Raw genomic sequence first — 19,633 nt, 5'->3', positions numbered from 1 at the left:
TTATCGCGCGGTGATGACGTTGTTTTCCACCCTCACCTTGTCGCCGACGCGCCAGACGGGCTGGGTGTCGACATCGAATTCGCGGGCGGTGCCGTCCTCGAAGCGTACGATGATTTCCCACTTGCTCGTCTTGCGGATGTAACGCTCGGCCTGATGGCCGGCGACGGCGCCGCCGACACCGCCGATCACCGTGGCCGCGGTCTTGCCGCTGCCCTTGCCGACCTGGCTGCCGAGCACGGCGCCGGCGACGCCGCCGGCCACGGCGCCGATGCCGGTGCCTTCGCCTTTCTGCGTTTTTTCGGTCACCGATTCGATCGTGCCGCAGTTGGCGCAGATGGCCGGCGCCGGGGCGGGCTGCGACGCGGCCTTTTGCGCAGGCTTGCTCTCCGCCGGCTTGGCGGCAGCCACTTTCCTGGCCGGGGCCGGCTCGGCGGGCTTGGTTGCGGTGGCCGGCGCAGTCGCAGGCGCAGGCTCGGCGGCGACCGGCTCGGCCTGCTTCGAGGAGCTCCCGACAGTCGGGATGACGCCGAAGATGGCGGCGACGCCCGCCGCCGAGAGGATGATCACCGCGACGGCGGCGACCCAGAGAAGGGGATGCAGTTTATTGCCGGTGACTTGGGCTTCCATGCGGGTCTCCTATGAAAACTTCAGCAAGATTAACGCATCGGCCGAGCCTGGGCTGACGCCTGAAACAACTCCTTACACTTCCCGCCGCAGCTGCGGGAAGAGGATCACGTCGCGGATGCTCGGGCTGTCGGTGAGCAGCATGACCAGGCGGTCGATGCCGACGCCGCAGCCGGCGGTCGGCGGCAGGCCGTATTCCAGCGCGCGGATGTAGTCTGCATCATAGTACATGGCCTCCTCGTCGCCGGCCTCCTTGGCCTTGGCCTGCTCGAGGAAGCGCGCCGCCTGGTCCTCCGGGTCGTTCAGCTCGGAGAAGCCGTTGGCGATTTCGCGCCCGGCGATGTAGAGCTCGAAGCGTTCGGCGATTTCCGGATTCTTGTCGCTGCGCCGGGCGAGCGGGCTGGCCTCGGCCGGCCAGTCGACGATGTAGGTCGGTTCGAACAGCTCGCTCTCGGTGGTCTCCTCGAACAGGGTGAGCTGCAGCTCGCCCAGGGTGGCGCCATGCTTCGGCTCGATGTGCAGCTCCTTCAGCTTGGCGGCGAGCCAGGCACGGTCGTTGAGCTGCTCGAGCGTGTAGCCCGGATGGTGCTTGTGGATCGCTTCCACCGCCGTCATGCGGGCGAAGGGCCTGGCGAAGTCCAGCGTGCGGCCCTGGTACTCGAAGGTCTCGGTGCCGAGCGCCTCGCGCGCGGCGTGGCGCAGCAGGCCTTCGGTGAAGTTCATGAGGAGCTTGTAGTCCGAGTAGGCCTCGTAGAACTCCATCATTGTGAACTCGGGGTTGTGGCGAGTCGAGATGCCTTCGTTCCTGAAGTTGCGGTTGATCTCGAACACCTTCTCGAAGCCGCCGACCACCAGGCGCTTCAGGTAGAGCTCCGGCGCGATGCGCAGGAACAGCTCCATGTCGAGCGCGTTGTGGTGGGTCTTGAAGGGCTTGGCCGAGGCGCCGCCGGGGATGGCGTGCATCATCGGCGTCTCGACCTCGAGGAAGCCGTGGCCGCTCATGTAGTTGCGGATCGAGGCCACCAGGCGCGAGCGGGCGGCGAAGACCCAGCGCGCGCGCTCGTTGGTGATCAGGTCGAGGTGGCGCTGGCGCACCTTCTGCTCGGTGTCGGTGAGGCCGTGGAACTTCTCCGGCAGCGGGCGCAGCGATTTCGTGAGCAGGCGCAGCTCGGTGACGTTGATGGTCAGCTCGCCGGTCTTGGTCTTGAACAGCGTGCCGCGCGCGCCGACGATGTCGCCGATGTCCCAGTGCTTGAAGGCGGCGTGCACCGCCTCGCCGGTGCCGTCGTTGCTGACGTAGAGCTGGATGCGGCCGGAGAGGTCCTGCACGGTGGCGAAGGAGGCCTTGCCCATGACGCGCTTCAGCATGATGCGGCCGGCGACGCAGACGTCGACCGGCTGGGCCTCGAGTTCCTCGCGGCTTTTCTCGCCGTAGAGCTCGTCGAGCTTCTCGGCGGTGTTCTCGCGCAGGAAGTCGTTGGGGAAGGCGACGCCTTCGGCGCGCAGCTTCGCCAGCTTCTCGCGGCGCTCGGCCATGATCTGGTTCTCGTCCTGGGGCAGCGGGGTTTGTTCGCTCATGTTGTTTCCTTAGACGCCCTGTTTCAGGCTGGCTTCGATGAATGGGTCGAGATCGCCGTCGAGCACCGACTGGGTGTTGCCGATCTCGACGTTGGTGCGCAGGTCCTTGATGCGCGACTGGTCGAGCACGTAGGAGCGGATCTGGTGGCCCCAGCCGATGTCGGTCTTGGCATCCTCCATCTGCTGCGCCGCCGCCTGGCGCTTCCTCAGCTCGGCCTCGTAGAGGCGCGATTTCAGCATGGCCATGGCCTCGGCCTTGTTGCGGTGCTGCGAGCGGTCGTTCTGGCACTGCACGACGATGCCGGAGGGGGCGTGCGTGATGCGCACCGCCGAATCGGTCTTGTTGATGTGCTGGCCGCCGGCGCCCGAGGCGCGGAAGGTGTCGATGCGCAGATCCGCCGGGTTGATCTCGATCTCGATGGAGTCGTCGACCTCGGGGTAGACGAAGACGCTGGCAAAGGAGGTGTGGCGCCGCGCATTGGAATCGTAGGGCGATTTGCGCACCAGGCGGTGGATGCCGGTCTCGGTGCGCAGGTGGCCGTAGGCGTATTCGCCGGTGAGCTTGAGCGTGGCGGTCTTGATGCCGGCCACTTCGCCGTCGGATTCTTCCAGCACCTCGACCTGGAAACCCTTGCGCTCGCAGTACTTCAGGTACATGCGCAGCAGCATCGAGGCCCAGTCCTGCGCCTCGGTGCCGCCGGCGCCGGCCTGGATGTCGAGGAAGCAGTTGTTGGGGTCGGCGGGGTTGGAGAACATGCGGCGGAACTCGAGCGCCGCCACCTGCTGCTCGATGCCGGCGGCGTCGGCCTCCACCGCCTCCAGCGTGTCGTCGTCGTTCTCGCCGCGCGCCATCTCGAACAGTTCGCGCGAATCGCGCAGGTTCTGGTCGATGTCGGTGAGGGCGACGACGACGCCTTCGAGGGATTTCTTCTCGCGGCCCAGCTCCTGGGCGCGCTCGGCATCGTTCCAGACGGCCGGGTCCTCGAGGGCCCGGGAGACTTCGTTCAGCTTCGACTGCTTGGCGTCGAAGTCAAAGATACCTCCGCAGATCCTGCTCCCGTGCGGAGAGGTCCGAGAGGCGATTGGCGAGGCTGTTGAGGCGTTCGGCTTCCATGTTGATGCTAGACTTTCGAAAACAATGAATTATACAGGCTTCGCGGCACCTGCCGCGCTCCGACATGAGTGAAGAACGCGCCCGCCTGTCCCGTTTCGGCCTGGTCCTCCTCGCCCTGCTGGCGCTCGGCTGGGGCCTCAACTGGCCGATCATGAAGATCGTCCTGCGCGACGTGCCGCCGCTCACCTTCCGCGGCAGCTGCCTGCTGCTGGGCGGCCTCGGCGTGATGCTGATCGGCCGACTCGACGGCCAGTCGTGGCGCATTCCGCCGGGCGCCTTCGGCAAGCTGGTGCTGCTGGCGGCGACCAACATGGTCGGCTGGAACGTGCTGATGATCTACGGCGTCGGTCTGATGCCCTCGGGGCGGGCGGCCCTGCTCGGCTACACCATGCCGTTGTGGAGCGTTGCCTTCTCGGTGTGGTTGCTGGGCGAACGCCTGAACCTGCGCCGCGCGCTGGGCCTGGCGCTGGGCCTGGCCGGGGTTGCGGCGCTGATGGGCTCGTACAGGGTGCAACTGGGCGAAGCGCCGCTCGGCGTGCTGTGCATGCTCGGCGCGGCGATGTCCTGGGGGCTCGGCGTCGTGCTGCTCAAGCGTTTCGCGCTGAAGATGCCGACCACCATGCTCACCGGCTGGGCCATGCTGATCGGCGCGGCGCCGGTGCTCGCGGCGGCGCTTGCGCTCGAAGCCGGCGAATGGCGCGCGGTCGGCCTCGGGCCGTGCCTCGGCTTCGTCTACAACGTCCTCGTCGCCTTCATGTTCTGCTACTGGGCGTGGAACCGCATCGTGCTGATGGTGCCGGTGGCCGTGTCCTCGCTGAGCTCGCTGATCACGCCGGTGATCGGCGTGCTGGGCGGCATGTGGCTGCTCGGCGAGCAGCCGGGGTGGAACGAGCTTGCCGGTGCGGCGCTGATCCTCGGCGCGCTGGCGACCGTGCTGCTGCCGCAGAGGAAGTGAACTTCGGCCCTGCAGCCGTGTGCGCTGGTTCCGATGCTTCCGGGGAGTCCGGCGGACAGGAGTTTCCGGCCCGTCGGAAGGCTTCAGTGCTTGCCGCTGCCCTTGCCCTGGCCGCCGCCAGCCCCCTGGCCGTGTCCGCTGCCTTGGGCAGTGACAACGCCGGAGGCGTTGGCGCCGCTGTGGCCGGCCGCGGAGACGACTCCGCTGCCTCCGCCGGCCGTGGTAACGATGCCCGAACTGCCGCCGCGGCCATGGCCGGTAGACATTGCCCCGCCGGCGCCGCTGGATGCGGTGACGATGCCGGAATTCCTGCCGTGACCCGAGGCAGTGGTCGTACCCGAGCGGGATTGGCTCGTGCCGGCGGCTGTCGTGGTGCCCGAACGGGAATGGTTGCCGCCGGAGGCCGTCGTCGTACCCGAACGGGAATGGCCGTTGCCGGAGACGGTTGCGTTGGTCGTGGCCGTGGTGGTCGATGCGGCGGCAGGCGCGCGGCCGCTCATCACGGCGCCGAGCTTGAAGCCCATGGAGTTGGCGATCTGGCCCCAGCCCATGCCGTCGGCACGCATTTGCAGGATGCCCTGTGTCTGCGTCGTCGTGCCGGCGGGCGAGGTCTGTGATGTGCCCATCAGTGCGGTTTGCAGTTGCTGCGGCGTCGGCTGGGTGATGCCCTGGCTGGCTAGCTGCGTCTGGGCGAGGGAGAGGGCGATGCGGACGTTGCCGTAGCCCATGGGCCGCGTCGGCGGGGTGAACGTCACGGCGCCGCCGTCGGCGGGGACGGTGGTCGTGGTCGTCGTGCCCGCCGGGTTCAGCGTGATCGCGCTTCCTGTGCGCAGCCCGTTCACCAGCGAGGCCGAGTTTTCCGTCGAACCGGCGAAAGAGGCGTAGGACGCGGTCAGCCGGTTGCTGACCGTGCTGCTTGTGGCGGGGGTGGCGGTTGTCGTCGTGCCTGCGCTTGTTGTTGCAGCCGCGGTGGTTGCCGTCGTGGCCGTGCTGCTGGCATGGGCCGCGCCGAACAGCGCTGCGGCGAGGGAAAGCCCAGCAAGTCGTTTGAGTCTCATGATGCTCTCCTTGGGGTTTTTATGTACCGAGTGCGCGTTCGGTCTGGGTGATGATCTCCACCGCCGTGGCGGAGTCGACGAGCAGGCCGCCGTCCTTGCGGGCGACGGTGCGCATGCGCGTGGTGTTGGGCGTCAGCGCCTCCAGTTCGATCTCGATGTTGCGATCGGCCGCCTTCGCCTTGATCATTTCGCCGTTGTCGATCTTCTCGTAGCCCTCGACCTTGATCGCCATGCGCTTGAGCGCTGCGAGCGTGGCCTTCTTGACTCTGGTCTGGGGTTCGGAGAACGTTTTGTAGGCGATGCCGCCGAGATGATGGCCGACGCCGGCACCGGCGCCGATGCCGAGCATGGTGACGGAAACGGGTTCGCAGGCGGTCAGCAGGGCCAGGCATCCCATGGCAAAAGTCAATCTGGTTTTCATGATGGCGAGCCAATCTTCGAGTGTGTATATATAAAATATGGTTCAAAAAATTTTCGTCCGCAAGTGTCGTTGACCCACGACACTATTCACCTAGCGGTTATTCAGAGCGTTTCGAGGTGCTCGACGACGAGCTGCACGCTGGCGAGGCCGTTGAATTCGTTGACTGCGAGGCGGTAGGCGGCGCGCACGTTGGACGGGACGCTCTCGGCGAAGTTGAACTGGATGGCCTCGAAGCGGGCGGCGCCCTTGCGCAGGGTGAGCTTGAGGTGGCGGTCCTTGAGGATGCGCTGCTTTTCCACGTCGAACTCGTCGCTGAAGACCGGCGCCGGGAAGCCCTGGCCCCAGATTTCGCCTTCGAGCAGGCGGGCCGATTCGAGCGACATCCAGCCGGCCTCGAGCGGGCCGTCGGTCTCGATGGTGCGGGTGAGGTCGGCCGGGCTGACCAGGCCGCGCACGACGTCTTCAAACAAGGCTTCGAAGCGCTCCAGGTTTTCCTCGCGCAAAGTCAGTCCCGCCGCGGCGGCGTGGCCGCCGAAGCGCAGCAGCAGGCCGGGCGCCTGCTTCGACACCAGGTCGAGGGCGTCGCGCAGGTGCAGGCCGGCAATCGAGCGGCCCGAGCCCTTCAACTCGCCGGCGTTGCCGCGGGCGAAGGCGATCACCGGGCGGTGCAGCTTGTCCTTCACGCGCGAGGCGAGGATGCCGATGACGCCCTGGTGCCAGGCCGGATCGTAGAGGGCGAGGCTGGCGCGCTCGGCGGCCTCGATGTTGTCGAGAATGGCCAGGGCCTGTTCCTGCATGTCGGCCTCGATCGTGCGCCGCTCGCGATTCAACTGGTCGAGCTGCTGCGCGATGTTCAGTGCCCGGCCGAGGTCGTCGGTAATCAGGCACTCGATGCCGAGCGACATGTCGGAGAGCCGGCCGGCGGCGTTCAGGCGCGGCCCCAGAGCGAAACCGAGGTCGAAGGTGCTGGCGCGCTCCGATTCTCGACCTGCGACGCGGAAGAGGGCGCGCAGGCCGGGCTGCAGCTTGCCCTGGCGGATGCGGGCGAGACCCTGTGCGACGAAGATGCGGTTGTTGCGGTCGAGCTTCACTACGTCGGCCACCGTGCCGAGGGCGACGAGGTCGAGCAGGGCGGCGAGGTTCGGCTCGGGGCTGACGGCGAAGGCGCCGCGCTTCCGCAGTTCGGCGCGCAGCGCCAGCATGACGTAGAACATCACGCCGACGCCGGCGATGGACTTGCTCGGGAAGCCGCAGCCGGGCTGGTTCGGGTTGACGATGACGTCGGCCGCCGGCAGTTCGTCGCCGGGCAGGTGGTGGTCGGTGACGAGGGTGGCGATGCCGAGCCGCTTCGCCTCGGCGACGCCCTCGACGCTGGCGATGCCGTTGTCGACCGTGATGATCACGTCGGGCTTTCCGAATTTGCCAGATGCGGCAGCGAGGCGCACCACCTCCGGCGTCAGGCCGTAGCCGTAGTCGAAGCGGTTGGGCACCAGGTAGGAGACGTCGGCGCCGAAAGCGGAGAGTGCCCGCACGCCGACGGCGCAGGCGGTGGCGCCGTCGCAATCGTAGTCGGCGACGATGAGCAGGCGGCGTTTCGCCGCGATGGCGTCGGCGAGGAGCCGGGCCGCCTCGTCTGCGCCCTTCAGCTGCGCGGGATCGAGCAGGGTGGAGAGCGCGGTGTCGAGCTCTTCCGCCCGACTGACGCCGCGCGCGGCGTAGAGGCGCGCGAGCAGCGGATGCACGCCGGCGTATTCGAGGCGCTCGCGCGCGACTTGCGATGTTTTTCGCGTCAGTATGCGCGTCATGCAAGCAAGTCCGCGAGCGTTTTCGGCCGGCGCCAGAACTGCCACAGGTCGCCGGCATCCAGCGTGACGTCCACGACGGCGTCGTCGCCGAGGACGGTCAGGCGCAGGCCGTGGGTGCGGCGCGCCTTCAGCGCGGCGAGCATCGGTGCGAACCAGCGCGCCTCCAATTCGGCCAGTCCAGTGCGCCAGGCGGCGGCATCCAGGCCCTGGGCGGGCGCCTCAAGGGTTTCCAGGAAAGTCAGGCTGTGCGGCACGGCGTCGCCGGCGCCGGCCGGCAGCGGTGTGGCAGGCGCGCCGGCGAGTTTCGCCAGGCCCAGCGCCAGCGGCTGGTCGGCGTGCACGTGCGGAGCGGGCGCCTTGGCGGTGTCCGGAAGGATGCCGGCGCCCCAGGGCCACAGGCTGTTCGCCGTTGCCCGTCCGGCGGCCTCGCGCGCGGTGTTGAGCGGATGGTTGTGCAGCAGCACCTGCGCCTCGTTGATGAGGCGCCGCCAGTCGCGCGCCTCCTCGCCCTGCGGCAGGAAGGGCTCGAGCGTGCGCCCGGCGACCGCCGCGGGCGGATGCGTGGCGATGCGCGGCGGTTTCCTCGGGCGCAGGTACCAGCGGCGCGGATGCGGGGCGAGGAATTCGCCGAAATCGGCGAGGTGGTCGTTCAGGGCGGTGGCGAGTTGGGCCGCCTCGTCCATGCCGAGATCCGGCCCGGCCGCATCGACGACCAGGGTGTTGCGCGAGAAGCGCAGGTGCACCGGGTCGGCGCACAGCCAGGCATCCTTGCCGGGGTCGCGGCCCTCGCCGAGCAGGCGCAGCGCGCCGATGGGTAATTCTCGCAGTTCCTCGCCCGCGATGCCGAAGGCTTCGCACAGCCAGCGCTCCGCCGGCACGGCGGGCCGGCGCATGCGGCGGCCGCGGCCGAGGAGGGCATGCAGGGCGGGCAGTTCGAGGCCGCGCGTGACCTCGGCGATGGAATCCTTGGGCCAGAGCAGGCCCGGAACGACGAGATGAATCATCCAAGGAATGTTAACATAGCGACCCTATGCAGTATGAACTCTTCATCGGCCTGCGCTACACGCGCGCCAAGCGGCGCAACCATTTCATCTCCTTCATTTCGCTGATCTCGATGTGCGGCATTGCGCTCGGCGTGATGGCGCTGATCGTCGTGCTGTCGGTGATGAACGGCTTCCAGAAGGAGCTGCGCACGCGCATCCTCGGCGTCGCCTCGCACGTGCAGATTTCCGGCCGCGGCGGCGAGCTGGCGGCCTGGCAGCAGGTGGCCGAGCAGGCGTCGAAGCACAAGTCGGTGCTGGCGGCGGCGCCCTACGTCGCGGCGCAGGGCATGCTGTCCTTCGACCAGACGGTGCGCGGCGCGCTGGTGCGCGGCATCCTGCCGGACGCCGAGGAGCAGGTGGCCGAGTTCAACCGCCACATGCGCGGCGGCTCGATGCAGCTGCTCAAGCCGGGCGAGTTCGGCATCATCCTCGGCGGCGAGCTGGCGCGGGCGCTGCAGGTGTTCACCGGCGACAAGGTGACGCTGATCGCGCCGCAGGGGCTGGTGACGCCGGCGGCGATCCTGCCGCGCCTGAAGCAGTTCAGGGTGGTCGGCATCTTCGAGGCGGGCATGTACGAGTACGACTCGGGCCTGGCGCTGATCCACCTCGCCGACGCGCAGGCGCTCTACCGCATGGAGGATCGCGTCTCCGGCGTGCGCCTCAAGCTCGACGATCTCTTCGCCGCGCCGCGCGTGGCGCGCGAGCTGCTGCCGCTGGTCGAGGCCGACGTCTTCATCGCCGACTGGACGCGCAGCCACGCCAACTTCTTCCGCGCCGTGCAGATCGAGAAGAACGTGATGTTCATCATCCTGCTGCTGATCGTCGCCGTGGCCGCCTTCAACATCGTGTCCACGCTGGTGATGGCGGTGACCGACAAGGAGTCCGACATCGCCATCCTGCGCACGCTGGGGGCGAGCCCGGGCAGCATCATGCAGGTGTTCATCGTGCAGGGCGCGCTGATCGGCACAATAGGTTTGGCGCTCGGGCTGGCCGGCGGCGTCGCGCTGGCGCTCAACATCGACGTGGTGGTGCCGGCCATCGAGCGGCTGTTCAACACCCAGTTCCTCGCCAAGGAGGTGTACTACATCTCCGAGCTGCCCTCCGACCTGCAGTGGCGCGACGTCGGCATCATCGCCGCCGTGTCCTTCGCACTGACTTTGCTGGCGACGCTGTACCCGAGCTGGCGCGCCTCGCGCGTGAACCCCGCTGAAGCCCTGCGCTATGAGTGAATCCATTCTTTCCTGCCGCGGCCTGAAGAAGACCTACCTCCAGGGCAAGGTCGAGGTGCCGGTGCTGCACGGCATCGACCTCGACATCGCCCGCGGCGAGCGGGTCGCCATCGTCGGCGCCTCCGGCTCGGGCAAGAGCACGCTATTGCATCTGCTCGGCGGGCTGGACGCGCCGACGGCCGGCAGCATCAGCCTGCTCGGCCGGGAGCTGACCAAAGTGGGGGAGGCCGAGCGCGGCCGCCTGCGCAACGAGGCCCTCGGCTTCGTCTACCAGTTCCACCACCTGCTGCCGGAATTCAGCGCTCTGGAGAATGTCGCCATGCCGCTGCTGATCCGGCGCCTGCCGCGCGCCGAGGCGGAGGCGCGCGCGGCGGCCATGCTGACGGAGGTCGGCCTGGCGCATCGGCTCGGCCATACGCCCGGCGAACTCTCCGGCGGCGAGCGCCAGCGGGCGGCGGTGGCGCGCGCGCTGGTGACGCAACCGGCCTGCGTGCTGGCCGACGAGCCGACCGGCAACCTCGACCGCCACACGGCGGAGGCCGTCTTCGACCTCATGCTGGCGCTCAACGAATCCCACCGCACCAGCTTCATCATCGTCACCCACGACCTGCAGCTTGCCGCCAAGGCGCAACGCACGCTGACCCTCGACGACGGGATGCTGCGGCCGCCGGTCGCAGCGTAAACAATTCAAAACTAAAGAATTATTCCCGCCCGATCCGGCGATCCCGGCTCAAGTTCGTGCGGCGGGCGCCGTTACGAGTCCTGTTACGTCCTCGGAAACCGGACCTTAAAAAACGGAAAAAAAGAATGAATGCCCTGTTCCTGCCGGCGGTCGCCCTGATGAACCGTCTCCGCTATCCCTACAAATTCGGCCTGATCGGATCGGTCGCCCTCCTGGCCATCGCCTATCTTCTCGTGATCACGGCTTTCCACCTGCGCGCCTCGCTGAGCCAGAGCGAACGCGAGCTGTCCGGCGCCGAAGCGATCAAGCCCATGCTCGGCCTCATACAACTGGTGCAGCAGCACCGCGGCATGGCCAACGGCGTGCTGGCGGGCAACGCCCAGATGAAGGATAAGGTGGCGGCCAAGGCAACCGAGATTTCCCAGGCATTTGCCGGCGCCGATGCCGCCATGCTCAGGCACGGCGACATCGTCGGCCAGCAGGAAGCGTGGCAGCGGCTGAAGGATGAATGGACGGCGCTGGCGAAGGAGTGGGCGGAGATGACCGGTCCGGCCAGTTTTTCCGCGCACACCTCAGTCGTGCAAGGGGTCATGCAGATCGTCACGGGCATCGGCGAAAGCAGCGGCCTGGTGATGGATCCCGACCTGGATTCCTACTACCTGGCCAATACGGCGGTGTTCGTCATGCCGGAGACCCTCGAGCGGCTGGCGGTCATTCGCGGCGCCGGCAACGGGGTGCTGACGAGAAAGGCCGTCACGGAGGACGAGCGGCACGAGTTCTCCACGCGCCTCGGCGTGCTCGACAAGATGACCACCGACCTGCTGGCCGCCCTGGCCCGTTCCGAGAAATACAATCCGCTGATCAAGCCGGCGATGGACGAGTTCCGGCAGAAGTTCGTCGGCGGCGCCGGCGAAGTCGTCGTGGTGACGCAAGGCGAATTGACCACCGGGCGGCTGAGCACCCCGGCGGAGCATTTCTTCGGCAAGGCGACCGAGGCCATCGACACCGGCTATGCGCAACTGGCGAACACCCTGTTTCCGACGATCGACCAGCTGATCGCGGCACGCATCGTCCGCCTCAATGGCCAGCTCTACCTGAGCCTTGGCATCGCCATGCTGGTCATCCTGGTCTGCGGGTACCTGTCGATCGGTTCCTATCTGGCCGTGACCGGCGAGGTGCGCCGCCTGTCCGATGCCGCGGCACGGATCGCGGCGGGCGATCTGACCACGCACGTCGAACTGGTCGCCCGCGACGAGCTGGCTGCCGTCGGGGAAGGGTTCAATTCGATGTCGCAATCCCTCAACGAGCTGATCGGCAGGGTCCAGGCGAGCGCCGGCGACGTTACCGCCGCGGCCGGCGAACTGGCCGCATCCTCCTCGCAGATCCACAGCGGCTCGCAGAAGCAGAGCGAGGCGGCGTCCTCGATGGCCGCCGCCGTCGAGCAGACGACGGTCGGCATCGACCAGATCGCCGAGCATGCAAGGCAGGCGCATGAAATCTCGACGGAATCCGGGGCGCTTTCGGACGAGGGCAGCGAGGTCGTGCACCGGACGGTCGCCGAAATGAAGCAGATCGCCGCCTCCGTCGAGCAGTCGGCGCAATTGATCGAGGAACTCGGCCGGCAGTCCGGTCGCATCTCGGAAATCGTAAACGTCATCAAGGACATTGCCGACCAGACCAACCTGCTGGCCTTGAACGCGGCGATCGAGGCGGCCCGGGCGGGCGAGTCCGGCCGGGGATTCGCCGTGGTGGCCGACGAAGTGCGCAAGCTGGCCGAGCGCACGACGAAGTCGACGCAGGACATCGCCGCCATGATCGACTCGATCCAGAACGGCACCAATCAGGCGGTGGAGAGCATGAATGCCGGCGTCGAGCGGGTCACCGGAGGCGTCGAGCTGGCCACGCGCGCCGGCGAGGCGATGGAGCGCATCAAGGCGGGCGCCCTGCGCGTGGTGAGCTCCGTCAGCGACATTTCCCTGGCCTTGCGCGAGCAAAGCTCGGCAAGCGCGGAGATTGCCGCCAACGTCGAACGGATTGCCCAGATGGCCGAGGAGAACAATGCCGCGGTGGCAGCCAGCACGGCGACTGCGCGCAGGATGGAGCAACTCGCTGCCGTACTGCAGGGGGATATCCGGCGCTATCGGGTCAGTTGAAAAGTCAGTCCGGCCGGGACGTCGAGCGGCGCCGGCACCGCTGGCGCCAGGACCAGAGCAGGTACGAGCGCCACACCACGCGCACGATGAGGTAGCCGGCCGCCGCCAGCAGCGAGGCGAGCAGCACCAGGCCCAGGGCCAGCGGCTTGCCCAGATGCGCCATCCAGTCCATCAGCGCCAGGGTCCACACCCACAATCCCTCCGCACCCCATTCGGGCGGCGGGACAAACTCGCCGCCGCCGCCGAGCACCAGCCGGCCGAGTCCGTAGGCGGCGAAATACAACGGTACGATGGTGAAGGGGTTGGTGTAGAAGGTCGTGAACAGGGCCAGCGGCAGGTTGACGCGGAAAACCACCGCGAAGATCGCCGCGCCAAGCATCTGGAAGGGGCCGGGGATCAGGCCGCAGAACAGGCCGACCGCCACGCCGCCGGCTGCCGAATGGCGGTTGAGGTGCCACAGCCGCGGGTGAAGCAGGGTGTTCTCGAACGGCGCCAGCCAGCGGTTTGAGCGGACGGCCTCGTGGTCGGGGAGAATTTTGCGGAGTTTCTTGCGCATCGCGATCAGGACTTTTCCTGGGCCATTGTAGCGAATCGGCGGCGCGGTGCTGCAAAGGCCGTAGAATCCGCTTATGCGCATGTCAATTCTCGCCTTCGCGGCCGGTGTCTGGCTGTTGCAGCAACAACCCGGTCTGCCCGGCGGAAGCCTGCTGGCGGGGCTGGCCGCCGCCTCGGCGGGACTGACTTTGGCCGCCTGGAAAGCGGATGGCGGCGCCCGGAGGACGCTGGCGGTGCTGGCGGCGGCGCTGGCGGGCTTCGCCTGGGCGGCGGCGCTCGGACAGGCGCGCCTGGCCGATGCGCTGCCGGCGGAGAGCGAGGGGCGCGACATCCGCATCACCGGCGTCGTCGCCGGACTGCCGCAGGACTACGAGAACGGCGTGCGCTTCGACTTCGACGTGGAGCAGGCCGGGGCGCCGGTGCCGTCGAGGATTTCCCTGGCCTGGTACCGCGGCTGGCGCCTGGAGGAAAGCGAGGAGTGGCATGCCCTGCAGGAGGTGCATGCCGGCGAGCGCTGGCAGTTCACCGTGCGCCTGAAGCGTCCGCACGGCAACCTCAATCCCCACGGCTTCGACTACGAGGCCTGGCTGTTCGAGCGCGGCGTGCGCGCCGCCGGCTACGTGCGCAACGCCGACGACAACCGGCGCATCGAGGCCTTCGTGCCGCGTCCCGGCTACGCCGTCGAGCGCCTGCGCGAGACGGTCCGCGAGCGCTTCCGGCGTTCCCTGCCGGAACACGACTACGCCGGCGTGCTGGTGGCGCTGGCGGTGGGCGACCAGCGCGCCATCGATGGCGGACTGTGGCAGCTGTTCGCGCGCACCGGCATCTCGCACCTCATGAGCATTTCGGGACTGCACGTCACCATGGTGGCGGCGCTCGGCGCCTGGCTGGCCTCGTTCGTCTGGCGGCGCCGGCCGGCGCTGATGTTGCGCCTGCCGGCGCAGAAGGCCGCGGCGGCGGCGGGCTGGGCGACGGCCTTCGCCTATTGCCTGCTGGCCGGCTTCGGCGTGCCGGCGCAGCGCACGCTGTACATGCTCTCGGGGGTGGCGCTGGCGCTGTGGCTGGGACGTGCCTCTTCCGGCAGCCGCGTGCTGGCGCTGGCGCTCCTGCTGGTGCTGCTGGCCGATCCCTGGGCGGTGCTGTCGGCGGGATTCTGGCTGTCGTTCGGCGCCGTGGCGCTGCTCTTCTACATCGGCGCCGGGCGCCTGGCGCCGCGCCACTGGCTGGCGGAGTGGGGGCGGGCGCAATGGGCGGTGACGATCGGCCTGATTCCGGCATTGCTGGCGCTGTTCCAGCAGTTCTCCCTCGTCTCGCCGCTGGCCAACGCCGTCGCCATTCCCATGGTCAGCCTCGTCGTCACGCCCCTGGCGCTGATCGCGGCCGTGCTGCCCTTCGATGCGCTCCTGCTGCTGGCGCACCAGATCCTGTATTGGCTGATGGCCTTCGTCGAATGGCTGGCCGAACTGCCGCTGGCGGTGTGGCAGCAGCACGCGCCGCCGGCCTGGGCGGTGGCATTGGCCACACTGGGCTGCGTCTGGCTGCTGCTGCCGAAAGGCTTTCCCTCGCGCAGTGCCGGTGCGGTGCTCATGCTGCCGCTGGTGCTGGTGGCGCCGGCGCGGCCGGCACCGGGCGAACTGCGCCTCACCGTGCTCGACGTCGGCCAGGGCCTCGCCGTGCATGCGCAGACGGCTTCGCACGACCTCGTCTACGACACCGGGCCGCAGTTCTCGCCCGACGCCAACAGCGGCAACCGCATCCTGCTGCCCTACCTGCGCGCCGCCGGCGTGCGCCGGCTCGACGGCCTCGTCCTCACCCACGAGGACAAGGACCATTCCGGCGGCGCGCTGTCGCTCATCGACGGCCTGCCGGTGGCGTGGACCATGAGTTCGCTGCCGGCGGGCCATCCCTTCCGCGACGCGCCCGGCCACCGGCCCTGCGCGGACGGCCAGGCCTGGGAGTGGGACGGCGTGCGCTTCGAGATGCTGCATCCGGAGGCGGACGCCTACGACGCCGCCAGGCGCAAGAGCAACGACATGTCCTGCGTGCTCAAGCTGACCTCGGCGCATGGCAGCGCGCTGCTCACCGGCGACATCGAAACCCTTTCCGAGCAGGCGCTGTCGAAGCGGCAGGGCGAACGGCTGCGGGCGGACGTGCTGCTGGCGCCGCACCACGGCAGCCGCACCTCGTCCACGCCGGAATTCCTCGCGGCGGTGGGGGCGCGCACGGTGATCTTCCCGGTCGGCTACCGCAACCGCTTCCGCCATCCGAACGAGGCGGTGTGGCGGCGTTACGAGGAGTCGGGTGCGCAACTGATGCGCACCGACCGCGACGGCGCGATCACGGTGCGCTTCGGCGCCGTGTCGCCGGGACTGACTTTCGAGCGCGCGGCGCGCCGCCGCTACTGGCACGGAGAATGAGTTTCGAAGAGAATGCAGCCATGCTGAAGAAAATCGCCTTGCTTGCCGCGCTGGCGGCGCCCCTTTTCGCCCGCGCGGAGACCCTGCCGCCGGTGGAGGTATTCGTGCCGAAGGTCTGCCTGTCCTGCATCGACTGGGCCGAACACCTGCGCCAGAACGGCTTCAAGGTCACGGTGAAGGAGACCGACGACATCGACGCGGTCAAGCGCCGCTTCAAGGTGCCGGCCGACGTCGAATCGCGCATGACCGCGCGCGTGGCGGGGTATTTCGTCGAGGGCCACGTGCCGGCCGAGGACATCAAGGACCTGCTCAAGGAAAAGCCGAAGGCGCGCGGCCTGGCGGTGCCGGGCCTGCCGATGGGCGCGCCGGGGCGCGAGCCGACCGGCGCCGACGGCAGCTGCGAGAGCGGCTGCATCATCCTCGACCAGGGCAGCGGCGAGCGCATCGCCCGCCGCGAGTTCTTCGACACCCTGCTGGTGCTGCCGGACGGCAGCACCAAGGTGTGGGCGCGGCACTAGCCGAACAGTTCTCCGAACATCCCCTTCGCCCAGTCGACATCCTCCCCGCGCGGGTTGTAGTCGGCCTCCTGCTTCGTCGTCTGCACGATCAGCCTGTCGCCGCGCAGGCGGTAGTGCGCGTCGAAGCGAAGCAGCTCCTGCGGCGCCAGCCGTGCCGTGACGAAGCAACGGCTCTCCGGCAGCAGCGTTTCCGGCGACTGGCCGCGCGAGCGGGCGGCGATCTCGGCTGCGGCGATGCGGCCGAGGCGCGCCGCCAGGTGTCCGCTTTTCGGGTAGTGGCCGAACAGGGGCGAGGCGCGGTCGATCAGGTCGCCAACGAGAAATACCCGCTCGTCGCCGACGGCGTGGAGATGCAGCGGATCCTGCGCCGCCCAGCCGGTGGGTTTTCCCTGCGCATCGCGGCCGATCAGCCCCGCCTGCCAGGCCAGGTCGCCGGCCTGCTGCGGCGGCATGAGCAGGGCGTCGTCGAAGCGGATGTCGTCGAACTCGGTGGCGAGGGTCTTCGCGAAGGGATCGACCGACTTCACGCGGGCGTGGGGCACGACGGCGATCTGGTCCTTGTATTGCTCCTCGAAGACGTCGGCAAAGTGCTGCGGGACCTGGTTGGGGTCGAGCAAAGTCAGTCTCGCCGGCACGGCGCGCGTCTTGAAGAGATGCCCGATGACGAGCGCCCGCTCGTAGGGCGCGGGTTGGCAGCGATAGGGCGGCGGCGGAATCGTCATGACGAGGTCGCCGCCCTTGAAGTTCTCCAGCTTGGCCTTGAGGGCGCGGAACTCCCCGCCCGGCGTGTACGCGCAATAGTAGTTCTGCCTCGCCTGCTCGATGGCGCGGCGTTCCTCGCCGAACCAGGCGGCGTAGTCGTGGCGGATGCCGATGGCGAACACCAGCCAGTCGTAGTCGAGCGTGCCCTGCGCGGTGTGCACGCGGCGCCTGTCGCGGTCGATGGCAGTGGCTTCGGCCTGGAGGAAGGCGTAGCCGTGGGCCTGCGCCGCGGCCCGGTAGTCGTGCGTCAGCAGCCTTTCGTCCACCAGGCCGGCCAGCCACTTGTTCGACAGCGGCATGGAGAAGAAGGACGGGTTGCGCTCCAGCAGCACCACCTCGAGTTCCGGCGCCAGCGCGCGCAGGTGGCGCGCCGCCGACAGCCCGCCCCAGCCGCCGCCGACGACCACCACGCGCCGTCCCTTAGAAGGAGGAAGAAGGGCCGGCGCCTGCTGCGCGAACAGCGGCGCGGCGCAGGCGGCGAGGGCGGCGGAAAGCAGACGACGACGAGTGAAAGCCATGGCGCCGAGTTTAACGATAAACTCTTCGGCAAAGGAGATTAGAACCTATCTCAAGAACCCCCATGGATCGCGTTTCCACGAAAACCGCTCAGCTGCTAGGCGCGCGACGCCGCCAAGGGTCATTCCCTTGGCAAGGAGCGCAACGCCGCAGATGGGCGGTTTTCGTGGAAACCCGGAGGGGTGTGGCCATCCGGGCGGTCTGCGTCGTTGCAGCGGCTCGTCGTGGAATGACCACTGTCTTCGCCGCTGCGCCTAGCAGCCCATCCCGGATGGTCGCGCCGCGACCATCCGGGTTCTTGAGATAGGTTCTAACATGACCGAAATGCGCCAACACACCGTCCAGTGCCTCAGCCCCGGCGGCCTCCACCGCATGGCCTACGTCGAGTGGGGCGATCCGCACAACCCGCGCGTGCTGGTCTGCGTGCACGGCCTCACGCGCAACTGCCGCGACTTCGACGTCCTGGCGCAGGCGCTGGCCGGGCATTACCGCGTCGTCTGTCCCGACGTCGTCGGCCGCGGCCGCAGCAACTGGCTGCGCCTCAAGGACCATTACCAGGTGCAGCAGTACGTCGCCGACATGGTGACGCTGATTGCGCGCCTCGGCGTGGACGAAGTGCACTGGGTCGGCACCTCGATGGGCGGCATGATCGGCATGGCGCTCGCCGCACAGGCGGAGACGCCGGTCACGCGCCTGGTACTGAACGACGTCGGCCCGGTGATCAGTGCCGCAGCGGTGAAGCGCATCGGCGAGTACGTCGGCCTCGCACCGCAGTTCGCCAGCTTCGCCGAGGCCGAGCAGTACGTCCGCCTCGTCAGCGCGCCCTTCGGCAAGCTCACCGACGCGCAGTGGAAGCACCTCACCGAGCACGTCACGCGGCAGAAGGCCGGCGGCGGCTACGAGTTCGTCTACGACCCGGGCATCGCCGAGCCCTTCCGGGCGGCGATGAGCGACGAGGATGTGCTGCTCTGGCCACTCTACGATGCCATCCGCTGCCCGACCCTGGTGGTGCGCGGCGCCGAGTCCGACCTGCTGTCGCACGAGACCTGCCTGGAAATGGGCAAGCGCGGCCCGAAGGCGCTGATCGCCGAGATCCCCGGCGTCGGCCACGCGCCGATGTTCCTCGACGAGGCCCAGGTGGCAATCGTGAAGGAATTCCTGCTCTCGAAATGAAAGCCGCCTTCCTCCGCCGCTACGGCGGCAACGCCGTCGTTGAATTGGGCGAACTGCCGGCGCCGCAGGCGGGGCCGGGCGAGCTGCTGGTGGAAGTGCATGCCGCCAGCGTGAACCCGGTGGACTTCAAGATCCGCGACGGCCTGCTGAAGATGATCGTCCCCTTCGGCTTTCCGCTCATCCTCGGCAACGATTTCTCCGGCGTGGTGAAGGCGGTCGGCGCCGGCGTGACGCGCTTCCGGCCCGGCGACGCGGTGTTCGCGCGCATGGACAAGCGGCGCATCGGCGCCTTCGCCGAGTTCGCCGTGGTGGCCGAGGCGGATGCCGCCGCCAAGCCGGCGAACCTCACGCACGTCGAGGCGGCGGCGGTGCCGCTGGCCGGCCTCACCGCCTGGCAGGCGCTGTTCGAGATCGGCAGACTGCAAGCCGGGCAGAAGGTGCTGATCCATGGCGGTTCGGGCGGGGTGGGCAGCTTCGCCATCCAGCTCGCCCATCACGCCGGCGCGACGGTCGCCACCACCGTCGGTGCGCGCAATGCGGACCTGGCCCGCAGCCTGGGCGCCGACGTCGTCATCGATTACAAGGCGCAGCGCTTCGAGGACGTCGTCAGCGGCCAGGACCTGGTCTTCGACACGCAGGCCGGCGACATCCAGCACCGTTCCTTCGCCGTGCTCAGGCGCGGCGGCGTGCTGGTGAGCATCGCCGGCAAGCCGGACAGCCGGCTGGTGCGCGAATTCGGGCTGAATCCGCTTCTCGGCGTGCTGCTCGATTTCCTCGGCCGCAAGACCCTGCGCCTCGCGAAGCGGCACGGCGTGCGCTACGAATACCTGTTCATGCACCCGAGCGGCGAGCAACTGGCGCAGCTCGGCCGCCTGCTCGCGGAAGGCAGCGTCAGGCCGGTCATCGACAGGGTGTTTCCGCTGGCGCAGGTGCGCGAGGCGCTGGCCCATGTCGAGGCCGGCCACGCCACCGGCAAGGTGGTGGTGGAGGTGAAGTCGCCGTAGTGCAGGGACTGACTTTTGCGGGCAAG

The 19,633-nt window shown here is 68.5% G+C and carries 17 protein-coding genes; 8 read left to right on the top strand and 9 right to left on the bottom strand.

All coding sequences use genetic code 11. The annotated features are described in order from the left end of the window. From ROZ00_07465 to prfB, 3 genes are all read right to left on the bottom strand, one after another. Entirely contained in the window at positions 1-627 is a 627-nt protein-coding gene (locus tag ROZ00_07465; GenBank protein ID MDT3736046.1) for a glycine zipper 2TM domain-containing protein, read from the bottom strand. Between the two features lie 72 nt (positions 628-699). Further along, positions 700-2,202, bottom strand: a complete 1,503-nt coding sequence (gene lysS, locus ROZ00_07460; GenBank protein MDT3736045.1) for a lysine--tRNA ligase — start codon at positions 2,200-2,202, stop codon at positions 700-702. Between the two features lie 9 nt (positions 2,203-2,211). Further along, a protein-coding gene (prfB, locus tag ROZ00_07455) for a peptide chain release factor 2 (protein ID MDT3736044.1) occupies positions 2,212-3,316 on the bottom strand; the annotation gives its coding sequence in 2 pieces (ribosomal slippage) (positions 2,212-3,234 and positions 3,236-3,316; 1,104 coding nt in all). A 64-nt stretch (positions 3,317-3,380) separates the two neighbouring features. Between prfB and ROZ00_07450 the strand changes: the two genes are divergently transcribed. Beyond that, positions 3,381-4,271: a DMT family transporter gene (locus tag ROZ00_07450; GenBank protein ID MDT3736043.1), complete on the top strand. Its 891-nt coding sequence runs from the start codon at positions 3,381-3,383 to the stop codon at positions 4,269-4,271. A gap of 83 nt (positions 4,272-4,354) precedes the next feature. Here the strand turns inward: ROZ00_07450 and ROZ00_07445 are convergent, their stop codons facing one another. From ROZ00_07445 to ROZ00_07430, 4 genes are all read right to left on the bottom strand, one after another. Continuing rightward, positions 4,355-5,329 (bottom strand): hypothetical protein, encoded by a 975-nt coding sequence (locus ROZ00_07445; protein MDT3736042.1) that lies wholly within the window; start codon positions 5,327-5,329, stop codon positions 4,355-4,357. A gap of 19 nt (positions 5,330-5,348) precedes the next feature. After that, positions 5,349-5,750, bottom strand: coding sequence for a DUF3568 family protein (locus tag ROZ00_07440; protein MDT3736041.1), 402 nt, complete (start codon positions 5,748-5,750; stop codon positions 5,349-5,351). Positions 5,751-5,851: 101 nt separating this feature from the next. After that, positions 5,852-7,555: a single-stranded-DNA-specific exonuclease RecJ gene (recJ, locus tag ROZ00_07435; GenBank protein MDT3736040.1), complete on the bottom strand. Its 1,704-nt coding sequence runs from the start codon at positions 7,553-7,555 to the stop codon at positions 5,852-5,854. Further along, on the bottom strand, positions 7,552-8,559 hold the full coding sequence (locus tag ROZ00_07430; protein ID MDT3736039.1) for a hypothetical protein: 1,008 nt from the start codon (positions 8,557-8,559) through the stop codon (positions 7,552-7,554). The genes recJ and ROZ00_07430 overlap by 4 nt, the downstream gene beginning before the upstream one ends. A 26-nt stretch (positions 8,560-8,585) precedes the next feature. On the opposite strand from ROZ00_07430, the gene ROZ00_07425 reads away from it, so the two are divergent. The 3 genes from ROZ00_07425 to ROZ00_07415 all read left to right on the top strand — a co-directional run bounded on the left by ROZ00_07425 (position 8,586) and on the right by ROZ00_07415 (position 12,662). Next, positions 8,586-9,827, top strand: coding sequence for a lipoprotein-releasing ABC transporter permease subunit (locus ROZ00_07425; protein ID MDT3736038.1), 1,242 nt, complete (start codon positions 8,586-8,588; stop codon positions 9,825-9,827). Then, on the top strand, positions 9,820-10,509 hold the full coding sequence (gene lolD, locus ROZ00_07420) for a lipoprotein-releasing ABC transporter ATP-binding protein LolD (GenBank protein ID MDT3736037.1): 690 nt from the start codon (positions 9,820-9,822) through the stop codon (positions 10,507-10,509). The genes ROZ00_07425 and lolD overlap by 8 nt, the downstream gene beginning before the upstream one ends. Before the next feature lie 125 nt (positions 10,510-10,634). Then, the gene (locus ROZ00_07415) at positions 10,635-12,662 is read left to right on the top strand and encodes a methyl-accepting chemotaxis protein (GenBank protein ID MDT3736036.1); all 2,028 of its coding nucleotides are present in this window, start codon (positions 10,635-10,637) and stop codon (positions 12,660-12,662) included. A 4-nt stretch (positions 12,663-12,666) separates the two neighbouring features. On the opposite strand, the gene ROZ00_07410 is transcribed toward ROZ00_07415, so the two are convergent. Then, positions 12,667-13,218, bottom strand: coding sequence for a DUF2062 domain-containing protein (locus ROZ00_07410; protein ID MDT3736035.1), 552 nt, complete (start codon positions 13,216-13,218; stop codon positions 12,667-12,669). 79 nt (positions 13,219-13,297) lie between these two features. Between ROZ00_07410 and ROZ00_07405 the strand changes: the two genes are divergently transcribed. Beyond that, a complete protein-coding gene (locus ROZ00_07405; GenBank protein MDT3736034.1) occupies positions 13,298-15,634 on the top strand; it encodes a DNA internalization-related competence protein ComEC/Rec2 in 2,337 nt (778 codons plus the stop codon). Continuing rightward, positions 15,631-16,152 (top strand): DUF411 domain-containing protein, encoded by a 522-nt coding sequence (locus tag ROZ00_07400; protein MDT3736033.1) that lies wholly within the window; start codon positions 15,631-15,633, stop codon positions 16,150-16,152. Before ROZ00_07405 ends, ROZ00_07400 begins: the two co-directional genes overlap by 4 nt. Here ROZ00_07400 and ROZ00_07395 read toward each other — a convergent pair. Further along, the gene (locus tag ROZ00_07395; protein ID MDT3736032.1) at positions 16,149-17,432 is read right to left on the bottom strand and encodes an FAD/NAD(P)-binding oxidoreductase; all 1,284 of its coding nucleotides are present in this window, start codon (positions 17,430-17,432) and stop codon (positions 16,149-16,151) included. The two genes, ROZ00_07400 and ROZ00_07395, sit on opposite strands and share 4 nt — an antisense overlap. Before the next feature lie 313 nt (positions 17,433-17,745). Here ROZ00_07395 and ROZ00_07390 point away from each other — a divergent pair, with 313 nt between their 5' ends. Beyond that, entirely contained in the window at positions 17,746-18,603 is an 858-nt protein-coding gene (locus ROZ00_07390; protein MDT3736031.1) for an alpha/beta hydrolase, read from the top strand. Next, positions 18,600-19,607: an NADP-dependent oxidoreductase gene (locus tag ROZ00_07385; protein ID MDT3736030.1), complete on the top strand. Its 1,008-nt coding sequence runs from the start codon at positions 18,600-18,602 to the stop codon at positions 19,605-19,607. Before ROZ00_07390 ends, ROZ00_07385 begins: the two co-directional genes overlap by 4 nt. Positions 19,608-19,633 lie beyond the last annotated feature (26 nt).

The organism is Denitratisoma sp. (genome assembly GCA_032027165.1).
GTDB lineage: Bacteria > Pseudomonadota > Gammaproteobacteria > Burkholderiales > Rhodocyclaceae > Desulfobacillus.
This window is presented reverse-complemented; position numbering and strand designations above follow the sequence as displayed.

Excerpts from the sequence above, each read along its gene's own strand:
- ROZ00_07465 (MDT3736046.1), bottom strand. The coding sequence starts at position 627 with ATGGAAGCCCAAGTCACCGGCAATAAACTGCATCCCCTTCTCTGGGTC.
- lysS (MDT3736045.1), bottom strand. The coding sequence starts at position 2,202 with ATGAGCGAACAAACCCCGCTGCCCCAGGACGAGAACCAGATCATGGCC.
- ROZ00_07450 (MDT3736043.1), top strand. The coding sequence starts at position 3,381 with ATGAGTGAAGAACGCGCCCGCCTGTCCCGTTTCGGCCTGGTCCTCCTC.
- ROZ00_07445 (MDT3736042.1), bottom strand. The coding sequence starts at position 5,329 with ATGAGACTCAAACGACTTGCTGGGCTTTCCCTCGCCGCAGCGCTGTTC.
- ROZ00_07440 (MDT3736041.1), bottom strand. The coding sequence starts at position 5,750 with ATGAAAACCAGATTGACTTTTGCCATGGGATGCCTGGCCCTGCTGACC.
- recJ (MDT3736040.1), bottom strand. The coding sequence starts at position 7,555 with ATGACGCGCATACTGACGCGAAAAACATCGCAAGTCGCGCGCGAGCGC.
- ROZ00_07430 (MDT3736039.1), bottom strand. The coding sequence starts at position 8,559 with ATGATTCATCTCGTCGTTCCGGGCCTGCTCTGGCCCAAGGATTCCATC.
- ROZ00_07425 (MDT3736038.1), top strand. The coding sequence starts at position 8,586 with ATGCAGTATGAACTCTTCATCGGCCTGCGCTACACGCGCGCCAAGCGG.
- lolD (MDT3736037.1), top strand. The coding sequence starts at position 9,820 with ATGAGTGAATCCATTCTTTCCTGCCGCGGCCTGAAGAAGACCTACCTC.
- ROZ00_07415 (MDT3736036.1), top strand. The coding sequence starts at position 10,635 with ATGAATGCCCTGTTCCTGCCGGCGGTCGCCCTGATGAACCGTCTCCGC.
- ROZ00_07410 (MDT3736035.1), bottom strand. The coding sequence starts at position 13,218 with ATGCGCAAGAAACTCCGCAAAATTCTCCCCGACCACGAGGCCGTCCGC.
- ROZ00_07405 (MDT3736034.1), top strand. The coding sequence starts at position 13,298 with ATGTCAATTCTCGCCTTCGCGGCCGGTGTCTGGCTGTTGCAGCAACAA.
- ROZ00_07400 (MDT3736033.1), top strand. The coding sequence starts at position 15,631 with ATGAGTTTCGAAGAGAATGCAGCCATGCTGAAGAAAATCGCCTTGCTT.
- ROZ00_07395 (MDT3736032.1), bottom strand. The coding sequence starts at position 17,432 with ATGGCTTTCACTCGTCGTCGTCTGCTTTCCGCCGCCCTCGCCGCCTGC.
- ROZ00_07390 (MDT3736031.1), top strand. The coding sequence starts at position 17,746 with ATGACCGAAATGCGCCAACACACCGTCCAGTGCCTCAGCCCCGGCGGC.
- ROZ00_07385 (MDT3736030.1), top strand. The coding sequence starts at position 18,600 with ATGAAAGCCGCCTTCCTCCGCCGCTACGGCGGCAACGCCGTCGTTGAA.